Consider the following 13,727-nt stretch of genomic DNA (forward strand, 5'->3'; position numbering starts at 1 on the left):
GCCCCCCGGTGCCGCAGCCATACTGCATGATCACACGGGGAAGCGCCAGCCGCATCGGCCCTAACCGGCCGGTCCAGCGTCACACATCGAAAAACACCGTCTCGTCGTCGCCCTGCAAACGCAGGTCGAGCCGATAGACCGCTTTACCCGCCTCGCGTACCGCGATCAGCGTGGCGCGGCGGTCGGCCGGCACCAGCGTCAGCACGGGATCGGCGGCGTTGCCGGCCTCGTCGCTGAAATAGATGCGGGTATAGAGATGCCGCAGCATGCCGCGCGCGAACACCGCCAGGACGATGTGCGGCGCCTGCGGCTTGCCGTCGGGATCGGGCACGACGCCTGGTTTGATGGTGTCGAAGGAATAGTTGCCATCCTTGTCGGTGCCGCAACGGGCGAAGCCACGGAAGCTGGCATTCGGCAGCGCGCGCTTGTCCTGCGGGTCGGCGAAGCGGCCCTGCGCGTCCGCCTGCCAGATCTCGAGCATGGCGTCCGGCACAACGACGCCGTCGCCGTCGAACACGCGACCCTCGATGCGGACCCGGTCGCCCGTGACGTCAGGCGTCAGCGTCGAGTTGGTGAAGGCGTCGTTCCAGGCGTAGTCGCCGCTCGGCGTCAGGCCGTATTTGAAGAACGGACCGACGGTCTGCGAGGGGGTGATACCGGTGGGCTTCACAGAGGGCTTAGTAGAGTCCTGCACGTCACTTGGTCTCCATGGGAGTGGCGTTCTTGCCGCGCAGTACGATGTCGAAGCGGTAGCACAGCGCCCATTCGGGCTTGGTATTCTCCAGGTCGAACGACGACACCATCCGTGCCCGCGCCTTCTCGTCCGGCACCGAGTTGAAGATCGGGTCGAACGGGAACAGCGGATCGTTCGGGAAATACATCTGCGTCACCAGGCGCGTGACGAAGGAATAGCCGAACACCGAGAGATGGATGTGGGCGGGGCGCCAGGCGTTGTGGTGATTGCCCCAGGGGTAGGCGCCGGGCTTGATGGTGACGAAGCGGTAGTAGCCGGAGGCGTCGCTCTCGGTGCGGCCCGCGCCTGTAAAGTTCGGATCGAGCGGCGCCGGGTGCTGGTCGCGAACATGGACGTAACGGCCGCAGGCATTGGCCTGCCAGATCTCGACCAGCGTATCAGGCACGCCGCGGCCGTCCTCGTCGCGGACATGGCCGTGGACGATGATGCGTTCGCCGATCGGCTCGCCCGTGTGTTGGGTGGTAAGGTCGCTGTCGCCCTCGCGCACGGTTTCGTGGCCGTAGACCGGGCCGGTCAGCTCGGAGAGCGTATGGCGCATCGGGATCAAGGGCTTGTTCGGCGCACGCTTGATCGAGCTTTTGTACTCGGGCGACAGCGGCAGCGGATGCGACTTGTTGCTGTCGACGGGATAGATGAATGTCATCGGCGAACTCCTCCCCGGCCATTTCGGTCCGACCGGTCAACGCTTCCGCCATTCATTATAGAATATAACTAATTTAGGGAAGCGGGTTTGGCGGCCTTCCTGCCCCCATCCGTCGGGCATTGGCTATTTGATCGGGGGACGCGGCAGCACGGCCTCGCCGGCTTCGAGCCGGTAGCAATGGTCGAGCGAATACCAGGGCGCGGTGACGTCCTGCTCGGTCGGATGCGGCGTATCATGGCGCAGGAAGTTGCCGATCAACGCCTTGGTCACACCGAACTGCACATCGGTGTCGATATGCGGATCGGCGGGATCATAGACCTGCGAGATCAGCACCTTGAATCCGGGCTTGAAGATCAGGGCATGCAGATGCGCAGGACGATAGGGGTGCCGGCCCTGCGCCTTCAGGAGGCGGCCAACGACGCCGTCGGTCGGGATGGGATAACCGACCATCATCACCGAGCGGAACGAAAAGCGTCCGTCCTGGTCGGTCAGGAACTTTCCGCGCAGGTTCATGTCGGCCTGCTCCGGGTCCTGGTTCTCGTAGAATCCGACCGGCGAGGCGTGCCAGACATCGACCTCTGCGCCCGCGACGGGTCGGCCGTCCTTGTCGGTGACGCGTCCGCTGACGAACAGCGGCGCACCCGGGGTCTCGGAGCGGACGATCGATCCGCCATTCTCGACCCGCGGCGAGTTCAAGCGCCAGAACGGTCCGAGCAGCGACTGGTCGGTTTCCGTGTTGCCTTGATCGCCGTTGTTCAGCAGGCACACCAGCGGGGACACGCCGAGCGAGCCCGCCATCAGCACGACTTCATTGTGGGTGTCGGTCGTGAGCCTGCCGAGTTCGGCAACGATGGCCGTGGCGTCGCGGAATTCCTTCTCGGTCAGACAGACGTCGCGGACGAAGCCGTGCAGGTGCTTGACCAGCGAGATCATAATCTGGCGAAGCCGCGGATCGGAGGTCTGCTCCATCACGGCCAACGCCGCGGCCGTGACGTCCTGCTCACGCTCGATCATCATGGAATGATCCCTCACCTTGCGTCATGGCCGGGCTTGTCCCGGCCATCCACGATCTTCTTCTCGCGGCACCGAGAACGTGGGTGCCCGGGACAAGCCCGGGCATGACGAGTCTGTGGCACCCGGTCCGTTAGTTCAGCTTCTCGATCGCAACCGCAACACCCTGGCCGACGCCGACGCACATGGTGGCGAGTGCGAGCTTGCCGCCGCGCTTCTCCATGCCGTGCACGGCGGTGAGCACGAGGCGCGCGCCGCTCATGCCGAGGGGATGGCCGAGCGCGATGGCGCCGCCATGCGGATTGACGAAGTCGGCATCGTCCTTGACGCCGAGCTGGCGCATGCAGGCGATGCCCTGGGATGCGAAGGCCTCGTTGAGCTCGATCAGGTCGAAATCGCTGATCTTCTTGCCAAGACGCTCCATCAGCTTGCGGGTCGCCGGCACCGGACCAATGCCCATGATGCGCGGCGGCACGCCGGCCGAGGCAAGACCGAGGATGCGGGCGCGAGGCGTGAGACCGTGCTTCTTCACAGCGGCTTCGGAGGCAAGAATCATCGCGGCCGCGCCGTCATTGACGCCCGAGGCGTTGCCGGCAGTGACCGTGCCGGGATTGCGCACGATCGGCTTCAGCTTCGTGAGGGCTTCCAGCGTGGTCTCGGGACGCGGATGCTCGTCCTTGTCGATGGTAACAGGACCGGCCTTGCCGCCGGGAATGGTGATCGGGGTGATCTCTTCGGCGAAATAGCCCGCCGCAATCGCAGCGCCCGCGCGCTGCTGCGAGCGGATCGCGAAGGCGTCCTGGTCGGCGCGCGAAACCTGGAATTCCTCGGCGACGTTCTCGCCGGTCTCCGGCATCGCATCGACGCCATATTGCGCCTTGAGCAGCGGATTGATGAAGCGCCAGCCGATCGTGGTGTCGAAGATTTCGGCTGAGCGCGAGAAGGCTTCCTGCGCCTTGCCCATCACGAACGGCGCGCGGGTCATGGATTCGACGCCGCCGGCAATCGCGAGTTCGATCTCGCCGGAGCGAATGGCGCGGCCCGCCGCACCGACAGCGTCGAGGCCTGAGGCGCAAAGGCGGTTCAGGGTCTGGCCGGGAACCGAGTCCGGGAGACCCGCGAGCAAGAGCGCCATGCGCGCGACATTGCGATTGTCCTCGCCGGCCTGGTTGGCGCAGCCGAAAAAGACTTCATCCACCTGCGCCCAGTCGAGATTGGGATGCCTGGCCATCAGCGCCTTGATCGGGGCCGCGGCCAGATCGTCGGCGCGCACCTTGGCGAGCGAACCGCCGAAACGGCCGATCGGCGTCCGCACGGCATCGCAGATAAAGACGTCACGCATCGTTGTTCTCCCTGAATGCCGCGGTCCGGCCCAAATTCTTCAATGTCCGCGGAGTTTTAGGAGGGCGCCCGCGGCAGGTCAATTGACGGTTTCTTGCGTGTTCCGAAGGGCCCGCACGCCGCGAGCGCATGCCGCGGTGCGGACAACGTGGAAAACCTCCTCTCCCCGGCCAAAGCGATAGGAGCAGGAAGCGAAATTTTGTAGGTTGCGCCGCCCATGACCATGCAGCAGCCCATTCCCGCGCCAGAACCCGAACCGACGCCCGCACAGCCAGCGGAATCTGCCGCGCGCGTCACGCCGATGATGGAACAGTACCTGGAGATCAAGGCGGCGCATCAGGGCCTGCTGCTGTTCTACCGCATGGGTGATTTCTACGAGCTGTTCTTCGAGGACGCCGAGATCGCCTCCAAGACGCTCGGCATCGTCTTGACCAAGCGCGGCAAGCATCAGGGCAACGATATCCCGATGTGCGGCGTGCCGGTCGAGCGCTCCGAGGACTATCTGCATCGCCTGATCATGGCCGGCCACCGGGTCGCGGTCTGCGAGCAGACCGAGGATCCTGCGGCTGCAAAAGCGCGCGGCAACAAGAGCGTGGTCCGCCGCGGCGTGGTGCGGCTGGTCACGCCGGGCACGCTGACCGAAGACACGCTGCTCGACGCCCGCGCCAACAATTATCTGCTGGCGATTGCGCGGGCGCGTTCGTCCGCCGGCGGCGATCGCTTTGGGCTGGCCTGGATCGACATCTCGACCGCCGAATTTTCGGTCACGGAATGTTCGGGTGGAGAGCTTGCCGCGACGCTGGCGCGCATCAATCCGAACGAGGCGATCGTCGCCGACGCGCTCTATAACGACAGCGAACTCGCACAGACCTTGCGCGAGCTGCCGGCGGTGACGCCGCTCACCCGTGACGTCTTCGACGGCGCAACCGCCGAGAAGCGCCTGTGCGATTATTTCGCGGTCGCAACCATGGACGGGCTGGCGCAACTGACGCGGCTGGAAGCCACGGCCGCGGCCGCCGCCGTCACCTATGTCGACCGCACCCAGGTCGGCAAGCATCCACCATTGTCGCCGCCGGCGCGCGAAGCCTCCGGCGCCACCATGGCGATCGATCCAGCCACCCGCGCCAATCTCGAATTGACGCGGACGCTCGCCGGCGAACGCCGCGGCTCGCTGCTGGACGCGATCGACTGCACGGTGACCTCGGCCGGCTCGCGCTTGCTGGCGCAGCGGCTCGCAGCGCCGCTCACGGATGCGGCGGCGATCGCGCGGCGGCTCGATGCCGTCAGCAGCTTCGTTGCCGATTCGGCCGCGCGCGAAGATATCCGCAGCATCCTGCGCGGCGCGCCCGACATGTCGCGGGCACTGGCCCGTCTCTCGGTCGGCCGCGGCGGGCCGCGCGATCTCGCCGGTCTGCGCGACGGCATCATGGCCGCCGATCAGGCGCTGGCACGGCTCGGGGAACTCGACCAGCCGCCGCAGGAAATCACCGCCGTGATGGCGGCGCTGCGACAGCCCTCGCGAGATCTCGCATCCGAACTTGCCAGTGCGCTCGACGAACAGCTGCCGCTGATCAAGCGCGACGGCGGCTTCGTTCGCCAGGGCTACGAGCCTGCGCTCGACGAAACCCGGAACCTGCGCGACGCCTCCCGCCTCGTGGTCGCCTCGATGCAGGCGCGCTACGCCGACAACACGGGCGTCAAGGGCCTCAAGATACGCCACAACAACGTGCTCGGCTATTTCGTCGAGGTCACCGCGCAGCACGGCGACAAGCTGATGTCGCCGCCTCTGAATGCAACCTTCATCCATCGCCAGACGCTGGCAGGCCAGGTGCGCTTCACCACCTCCGAGTTAGGGGAGATCGAAGCCAAGATCGCCAACGCCGGCAACCGCGCGCTCGGGCTCGAGCTCGAGATTTTCGAGCGGCTGTCCGCGAAAGCACTGGCGATCAGCGACGATTTGCGCGCCGCCGCCCATGCTTTCGCGCTGCTCGACGTCGCGACCTCGCTGGCCAAGCTCGCGGTCGATGACAATTATGTGCGGCCCGAGGTCGATGGCTCCCTCGGCTTTGCCATCGAAGCCGGCCGCCATCCGGTTGTCGAGCAGGCCCTGAAGCGCAATGGCGAGCCGTTCATCGCCAATGCCTGCGATCTCTCGCCAGGGCCCATGCAAAAATCCGGGCAGCTCTGGCTGCTGACCGGTCCGAACATGGCCGGCAAGTCGACCTTCCTGCGCCAGAACGCGCTAATTGCGCTGCTCGCCCAGATCGGCAGCTTCGTGCCGGCCACCCGCGCGCGGATCGGCATCATCGACCGGCTGTTCTCGCGCGTCGGCGCCGCCGACGATCTCGCGCGCGGCCGCTCCACCTTCATGGTGGAGATGGTCGAGACCGCGGCGATCCTGAACCAAGCCGGCGAGCGCGCGCTCGTGATCCTCGACGAGATCGGACGCGGCACCGCGACCTTCGACGGGCTCTCGATCGCCTGGGCCGCGATCGAACACCTGCATGAAAGCAACCGCTGCCGGACGCTGTTCGCGACGCATTATCACGAACTGACCGCGCTATCCGCAAAACTGCCGCGGATGTTCAACGCCACCGTGCGGGTGAAGGAATGGCAGGGCAACGTCGTATTCCTGCATGAGGTGCTGCCGGGCTCGGCCGATCGCTCCTACGGCATCCAGGTGGCAAAACTCGCCGGTCTGCCGCCGGCCGTGATCACGCGCGCCAAATCCGTGCTGGCGAAACTCGAAGCCCAGGACCGTGGCCAGACCGCACGCGCGCTGGCCGAAGATCTGCCGCTGTTCGCCGTGCCCTCGCGTGCCGCCGCTGAAGCCGCGCCGCCGAGCGAGGCTGAGCTGCTGATGGGTGCCGTCAAGGCGCTGCACCCCGACGAGATGTCGCCGCGCGAGGCACTCGATGCGCTCTATGCGTTGAAGGCCAAGCTGCCGAAGCCGTGACGGTGCCGTAGGGTGGGTTAGCCCTGCGGCTGCGCGAAGCGCAGTCCGCTGGCGTAACCCACCGCGGTCGATCCGTGTGGAAAGCAAAGTGGTGGATTACGTTTCGCTAATCCACCCTACGAAGCTCAAGCCGCTTCGGTCGCCCGTTCCACCACAGCGTCAGATTCCACACGATGCAGGTCATGAGCGCGAGGCTTAAGCCGATGGCCGAGCCGAAATTGGCGGCCCCCACATGCAACACCGCGATCGCCATGCCGAAGCCGAGCAGGCCCCAGGCGGAGTTGGCGAGCACGGCGGCCGTCGGCGGTCCACCGATGCGCGGATGGAGGATCACCATCATGCTGGTGAAGACGATCGGGTACAGCGCGATGATGCCGGAGACGCGCGGGCCGACCCATCCTGAAGTCGAGACCACGATTGCGACGAGAGCTGCGACAAGTGAGGCACGGAACGGAATGTCGTACCAGCGGCGCGTCACCAGCGGCATCTTCACATGGCGGTATTGCGCAAGCAGCGGAATGCAGATGCCGAAGGCGACCAAATTGACGGCGAGCCCGGCCGTCAAGGTCCAGTCGAACAGGCGGATAATGGACGCCAGCACGATCCACACCGCGACCGCGCTTCCGACACTCACGGCCAAGCTATGCCGCTGCGCCAGCACGACGTAGGTCAGCCCCAGGAAGATCGTCGCGGCGTTGACCGGAAGGCTCGACAGCGCACCCTGTGCGATGAAAGCGGCGTCGTGGTCGATCGCGAGGAAAACGTAGGACGGACCTGCCGAGATTGGCAGCGTCGCCACCAACGCACCTATCACCGGACCGGAGCGCTCGGTAATGACAGAGGCCGACACCACGAACGCGGCCGCGACCGCCATACGCAAGAGAAGGAAGAGAATGTAGGAGAGTTCGGCGGGCATTTTTTTCTTTTTTGCCTCCCCTGGGGGGGAGGCTAGAAACTCACATCCGCTGCATCGACACCGAAACCTTCGGACCGTTCTTGATGGTCTGATAGACCACACAATAGCGTTCGGTGAGCTTGAGCAGCAGATCGAGCTTGTCTTGCGGAGCATCCGTGTCGACCTCGAAGCGGAGGCGGATCTCGGCGAAGCCGACCGGCGTCTCCTTGTCGACACCGAGCGTGCCGCGGAAATCGAGATCGCCTTCGGCGTAGACGTTGCCGGTCTTGAGCGGCACCTCGATCGCGGTCGCGACTGATTTCAGCGTGACGCCGGCGCAGGCGACCAGCGCCTCGAGCAGCATGTCGCCGGAGCAGAGCTCGAGGCCGGAGCCGCCGGTGGCCGGATGCAGCCCCGCCATCGCGATGGCGCGGCCGGTGTCGACCTTGCAGGCGATGCCGTCGCTGTCGGTCGAGCCCTTGGCCTTCAGCGTGATCATCGCGGTCTTGGGATCGGTCTTGTAGCGTTCCTTGATCGGGACCTGCATCTGGCGCAGTTCTGCGGCGTCCATCTTGTTCTCTCCCCAATATCGTGACGTCAGCAGCGGTATAGAAGCCGATCCGTTTGGTGTCAGCCCATGATTGACGGAGGGCTGCTATGAACGTCGCCATCGTCGCTTAAAAATTCATAATATCCAATATGTTATGGGCACAACCCGAATTGGGCGCGTGCCCTTCCAAATCCGTCGTCCGGCGCGTATCTCTAGTTCTATATTAATGTCTCGTGACAGTGCTCATCGCCTCTTATATCCGGTAATCCATGGACAGCGTCACGACCGAGCACAGACCAGAGGTGGACGATCGCTTCGACACCGCGCGGATCACCGCCGCGATCGATGCGCTTGCCGAAAAGCATCAGGGCCGCGAGGACACGTTCCGCACCGCGGTCGCACAACTGCTCAAGGCCGAGCTGATTGCGGCGCGCGCCGCGGCGCAGGCGATCCTGCTGAAGGACCGCCACGGCCGCCGCTGCGCCGAGCGGCTGTGTCACGTGCAGGACGAGATCATCCGCATCCTTTATTCAGCGGCGACCCGTCATCTCTACCGCTCGCCGATCCCGAGCGGAGCCGAGCGCATGGCTGTGGTCGCGACCGGTGGCTATGGCCGCGGCCTGATGGCGCCGGAATCCGATATCGATCTGCTTTTCATCCTGCCTTACAAGCAGACCGCCTGGGGTGAGCAGGTCGCGGAAGCGATCCTCTACTGCCTCTGGGACATGGGGCTGAAGGTCGGCCATGCCACGCGCTCGGTCGATGAATCGATCCGCCAGGCGCGCGGCGACATGACCATCCGTACCGCGATCCTGGAGACGCGCTTCCTCACCGGCGATCAGCCGCTCTATAACGAGCTGGTCGAGCGCTTCGACAAGGACGTCGTGCAGGGCACCGCATCCGAATTCGTCACGGCAAAACTCGCCGAGCGCGAAGAGCGGCATCGGCGTGGCGGTCAGTCGCGCTATCTGGTCGAGCCCAACGTCAAGGATGGCAAGGGCGCGCTGCGCGATCTGCACACGCTGTTCTGGATCGCCAAATACGTCTATCGCGTCCGCGATACCGACGAGCTGGTCGAGCGCGGCGTATTCGACGCACAGGAGTACCGCACCTTCCGCCGCTGCGCGGACTTTCTCTGGTCGGTGCGTTGCAATCTGCATTTCTACTGCGGACGGCCTGAGGAGCGCCTGTCCTTCGACCTCCAGCGCGAGATTGCGATCCGGCTCGGCTACACCTCGCATCCGGGCATGCAGGACGTCGAGCGCTTCATGAAGCACTACTTCCTCGTCGCCAAGGAAGTCGGCAACCTCACCGCCATCCTCTGCGCCAAGCTCGAGGACCAGCAGGCCAAGCCCGCCCCGGTGCTGAGCCGGATGATGGCGCGGCTGCGCCCAGCCCAGGTCAAACGGCGTGTGCCCGACAGCGACGACTTCATCGTCGACAACAATCGCATCAACGTCGCCGCGCCTGACATCTTCAAGCATGATCCGGTCAATCTGATCCGCATCTTCCGCCTGGCGCAGAAGAACAACCTCGCCTTCCACCCGGACGCGATGCGCGATGTGACGCGCTCGCTCGGCCTGATCAACGCGAGCATGCGTGAAAACCCCGAAGCCAACCGGCTGTTCATGGAGATCCTGACCTCCGACAACGCGGAGATCGTGTTGCGGCGGATGAACGAGACCGGTGTGCTAGGCCACTTCATCCGCGCTTTCGGCAAGATCGTCTCGATGATGCAGTTCAACATGTATCATCACTACACCGTCGACGAGCATCTGATCCGCTGCGTCGGCTTCCTGCAAGACATCGAGCGCGGCGGCATCGAGGAGTTCACGCTCGCCAGCGATTTGATGCGCAAGATCCGGCCCGAGCACCGTTCGGTGATCTACATCGTGACGCTGCTGCACGACATCGCCAAGGGAAGGCCCGAGGATCATTCGATCGCAGGGGCCAAGGTGGCGCGGCGGCTCTGCCCGCGGCTCGGCTTCAGCGCGGCCGACACCGAGCTCGTGGCATGGCTGATCGAGGAACATCTGACGATGTCGACGGTCGCCCAGTCGCGCGACCTCTCCGACCGCAAGACCATCGAGAATTTTGCTGCCGTGGTGCAGTCGGTCGAGCAGATGAAGCTGCTGACGATCCTGACCACCGCCGACATCCGCGGCGTCGGTCCCGGCGTGTGGAACGGCTGGAAGGCGCAGCTCTTGCGCTCACTTTATTACGAGACCGAACCGGTGTTGACCGGGGGTTTCTCGGAAGTCGACCGCGGCAAACGCCTCGTGGCCGCGCACGCCGAATTCCGCATGGCCTTCGCCGAATGGCCGGCCGACGAGCTCGATGCCTATCTCGGCCGGCACTATCCGGCCTACTGGCTCAAGGTCGAGCTGCCGCGAAAGATCCGCCACGCCCGCTTCGTCCGCTCCAGCGAGCAGGCCGGCCACAAGCTCGCGATCAATGTCGGCTTCGACGAGGTGCGCGGTGTCACCGAGCTCACGATCTTCGCCGCCGACCATCCCTGGCTGCTGTCGATCATCGCGGGCGCCTGTGCCTCTGCCGGCGCCAACATCGTCGACGCCCAGATCTACACCACGACCGACGGCCGCGCGCTCGACACGATCTCGATCTCACGGGAATACGACCGCGACGAGGACGAGGGAAGGCGCGCCACCCGCATCGGAGAGATGATCGAGGACGTGCTCGAAGGCAAGCTGCGCCTGCCCGAAGTGGTGGCGCGTCGCACCGTGCGCAGCAAGGCGCGGCCCTTCGTGATCGAGCCAGAGGTGACCATCAACAACCAATGGTCCGACCGCTACACCGTGATCGAAGTGTCCGGCCTCGACCGCCCCGGCCTGCTCTACGAGCTGACCACCGCGATCTCCAAGCTCAATCTCAACATCGCCTCGGCCCATGTCGCAACGTTTGGCGAGCGTGCCCGCGACGTGTTCTACGTCACCGACCTGCTCGGCGCGCAGATCAACGCCCCGACCCGCCAGTCGGCGATCAAGAGCGCATTGACCCATGTGATGGCCGGCGACAAGGCGATCCAGCCGGCGGCGTGAGGCAGGACGTTAAATCTCCACGCCCTCATGCCTGAGCAGCCAGCGCTTGCGCTCGAGGCCGCCGCCATATTTCACCAGCGAGCCATCGGCACCGATCAGCCTATGGCACGGCAACACCACACTAATCGGGTTGGAGCCGTTGGCATGGCCGACGGCGCGGATGGCTTTCGGCATGCCGATCTTTGCGGCGAGCGCGCCGTAGCTCATCGTGGCGCCGACGGGAATTTGGGCCAGCGCGGACCAGACCTTCTGCTGGAACGGCGTGCCGGCGGTGCGCCATGCGACCCGTGAGAGCTGACCGAGATCACCCTCGAAATAAGCCGATAGCGTGGTCTTCATCTCCGTCGGCGCGGACTGATCAACCAGATCCACCGCACCATAATGCAGCCGCAGCAGCTCGTGCATGCGGTGCTCATAGTCGTCCCAGTCGAGTGCGCGCAACGCGCCCTCGGCATCGGTGACGAGCAGCGCGATCCCGATCGGCGTCGCCAGACGATCGAGACTGAAGCGTTCAGGCGTCTTGGTTGATCGAGCGGGCATTGCGGCACCATGGCATCGAAACACATCATCGCGTTTGCCATGCCGGCCGTGCTAACGTCCACCCGAAAGCTGGGGAGCTCAACTTGATCTGGATCGCCAACATCCTGGTGGCGCTTGTCGCCGCACTGCACGCCTACTTCTTGATCCTGGAGATGTTTCTCTGGGACAAACCGCTTGGCTTGAAGACCTTCCGCAATACGCCGGAGAAGGCCGAAATCACGAAGGTGCTGGCCGCCAATCAGGGACTCTATAACGGCTTCCTCACCGCGGGCTTGATCTGGGGGCTCGTCCACGGCAATCCGGCCTTCGCGTTCCAGATCAAGGTGTTCTTCCTGCTCTGCGTGATCATTGCAGGCGCTTACGGCGCGGCGACCGTCAGCACACGCATCCTGATGGTGCAGGCGCTGCCCGCGGCGATTGCACTGGTTGCATTGTTCCTGGCTTGGGGCCCTTAACCTAAGACCTTGGCCTGAGACGCCTCGGCGCAACGCCGCGATCCTTGTACGCGGCCTGCCCTTCTTCCAGACTCTTCGGCAGCGATGGCGACCGTTGCAACCACGGGAAAAGACCATCGACCGGAAAATTCCGTCAGGAGGAACAACCCACCATGAGCAATCGCAGAGTCTTCCTAGCCGCCACGGCGGCGCTCGCCTTGACGTTCTCCGCCAACCAAGTTCTCGCCTAGAAGAAATACGACACCGGCGCGAGCGACACCGAGATCAAGATCGGCCAGACCGTGCCGTTCTCCGGCGCTTATTCCGTCTACGCCAATATCGGCAAGACCCAGGCCGCCTACTTCAAGATGATCAACGATCAGGGTGGCATCAACGGCCGCAAGATCAATTTGATCCAGTATGACGATGCCTATTCGCCGCCGAAGACGGTCGAGCAGGTGCGCAAGCTCGTCGAAGGCGACGAGGTGCTGTTCACTTTCCAGATCATCGGCACGGCCGCGAACGCCGCGGTGCAAAAATATCTCAACGGCAAGAAGATCCCGCAGCTACTGGCCTCCACCGGCGCCGCGCGCTTCAACGATCCGCAGAACTATCCCTGGACCATCGCCTATAACCCGAACTACATCTCCGAGCGACGCATCTACGCCAAATACATTCTCAAGGAGCATCCGAATGCCAAGATCGGCGTGCTCTACCAGAATGACGACATGGGCCGCGACTATCTCGCCGGGCTCAAGAGCGGACTGGGCGACAAGGCCGCCAGCATGATCGTCGGCGAAGTGTCGTACGAGGTTACCGATCCGACGGTGGACTCCCAGGTCGTCAAGCTGAAGTCGTTGGGCGCCGATCTTTTCTACGATGCCTCGACACCAAAGTTCGCGGCGCAGGCAATCAAGAAAGTCGCCGAGCTCGGCTGGACGCCGGTGCACATTCTTGACATCAATGCGAGCCCCATTTCGGCGACGCTGAAACCTGCCGGCCTCGATATCTCCAAGGGCATCATCTCGACGCAATACGGCAAGGAGCCGGGCGATCCCCAGTGGAAGGACGACCCCGGCGTCAAGGCCTTTTTCGCCTTCATGGACAAGTATTTCCCGGAAGGCGACAAGCTCAACACCGTCAATACCTATGGCTACTCGGTGGCCGAGCTGCTGACCAGGTGCTCAAGCAATGCGGCGGCGACCTGACGCGTGAGAACGTCATGAAGCAGGTCGCCAACATCAAGGACTTCACCCCGAGCTTCGCGCTGCCCGGCATCAAGGTCAACACCGGGCCGAACGATTATCGCGTCAACAAGCAGATGCAGATGATGAAATTCAACGGCGAACGCTGGGAGCTGTTCGGCCCGATCATCGAGGACAACGGGACATCGGGCTGACGGCGCCGCATCTTCGATCGCAAGGTGGGTCAGAAACCCCTGACCCACCCCCTCTTTCGCCGCGACGTCGCCAAGGACCTCGTCAGTCACTTCCAACTAACGGCGCGGTCAGGCACGACCACCATGGCCGCATTAACGTCGCTTG

General features: G+C 64.3%; 10 protein-coding genes and 1 pseudogene. 4 read left to right on the forward strand and 7 right to left on the reverse strand.

Features of this window, described 5'->3' with window-relative positions; translation table 11 throughout:
• Window positions 1-79 precede the first annotated feature (79 nt).
• From pcaG to pcaF, 4 genes are all read right to left on the reverse strand, one after another.
• Window positions 80-670, reverse strand: coding sequence for a protocatechuate 3,4-dioxygenase subunit alpha (gene pcaG / locus JJE66_RS09210; protein WP_200515312.1), 591 nt, complete (start codon window positions 668-670; stop codon window positions 80-82).
• A gap of 25 nt (window positions 671-695) precedes the next feature.
• Window positions 696-1,397: a protocatechuate 3,4-dioxygenase subunit beta gene (gene pcaH / locus JJE66_RS09215; protein WP_200513935.1), complete on the reverse strand. Its 702-nt coding sequence runs from the start codon at window positions 1,395-1,397 to the stop codon at window positions 696-698.
• 123 nt (window positions 1,398-1,520) lie between these two features.
• On the reverse strand, window positions 1,521-2,414 hold the full coding sequence (locus JJE66_RS09220) for a dioxygenase (protein WP_200513937.1): 894 nt from the start codon (window positions 2,412-2,414) through the stop codon (window positions 1,521-1,523).
• 127 nt (window positions 2,415-2,541) lie between these two features.
• A complete protein-coding gene (pcaF, locus tag JJE66_RS09225; protein ID WP_200513938.1) occupies window positions 2,542-3,750 on the reverse strand; it encodes a 3-oxoadipyl-CoA thiolase in 1,209 nt (402 codons plus the stop codon).
• A 216-nt stretch (window positions 3,751-3,966) separates the two neighbouring features.
• Between pcaF and mutS the strand changes: the two genes are divergently transcribed.
• Complete coding sequence (gene mutS / locus JJE66_RS09230) at window positions 3,967-6,705, forward strand: DNA mismatch repair protein MutS (protein WP_200513939.1); 2,739 nt, start codon at window positions 3,967-3,969, stop codon at window positions 6,703-6,705.
• A 106-nt stretch (window positions 6,706-6,811) separates the two neighbouring features.
• Here mutS and JJE66_RS09235 read toward each other — a convergent pair whose 3' ends face one another.
• Both JJE66_RS09235 and JJE66_RS09240 read right to left on the reverse strand, forming a co-directional pair.
• On the reverse strand, window positions 6,812-7,621 hold the full coding sequence (locus JJE66_RS09235) for a hypothetical protein (protein WP_200513941.1): 810 nt from the start codon (window positions 7,619-7,621) through the stop codon (window positions 6,812-6,814).
• 40 nt (window positions 7,622-7,661) lie between these two features.
• Window positions 7,662-8,171: an OsmC family protein gene (locus tag JJE66_RS09240; RefSeq protein ID WP_200513943.1), complete on the reverse strand. Its 510-nt coding sequence runs from the start codon at window positions 8,169-8,171 to the stop codon at window positions 7,662-7,664.
• Window positions 8,172-8,419: 248 nt separating this feature from the next.
• Between JJE66_RS09240 and JJE66_RS09245 the strand changes: the two genes are divergently transcribed.
• A complete protein-coding gene (locus JJE66_RS09245; RefSeq protein ID WP_200513945.1) occupies window positions 8,420-11,209 on the forward strand; it encodes a [protein-PII] uridylyltransferase in 2,790 nt (929 codons plus the stop codon).
• Between the two features lie 9 nt (window positions 11,210-11,218).
• On the opposite strand, the gene JJE66_RS09250 is transcribed toward JJE66_RS09245, so the two are convergent.
• Window positions 11,219-11,749, reverse strand: a complete 531-nt coding sequence (locus JJE66_RS09250; protein ID WP_200513947.1) for a methylated-DNA--[protein]-cysteine S-methyltransferase — start codon at window positions 11,747-11,749, stop codon at window positions 11,219-11,221.
• 152 nt (window positions 11,750-11,901) lie between these two features.
• Between JJE66_RS09250 and JJE66_RS09255 the strand changes: the two genes are divergently transcribed.
• A complete protein-coding gene (locus tag JJE66_RS09255) occupies window positions 11,902-12,204 on the forward strand; it encodes a DUF1304 domain-containing protein (RefSeq protein WP_409362828.1) in 303 nt (100 codons plus the stop codon).
• A gap of 263 nt (window positions 12,205-12,467) precedes the next feature.
• Window positions 12,468-13,582: pseudogene (locus tag JJE66_RS09260) on the forward strand (ABC transporter substrate-binding protein).
• The last annotated feature ends 145 nt before the right edge of the window (window positions 13,583-13,727 follow it).

It is taken from the genome of Bradyrhizobium diazoefficiens (assembly GCF_016612535.1).
Taxonomy (GTDB): Bacteria; Pseudomonadota; Alphaproteobacteria; order Rhizobiales; family Xanthobacteraceae; genus Bradyrhizobium; species Bradyrhizobium diazoefficiens_C.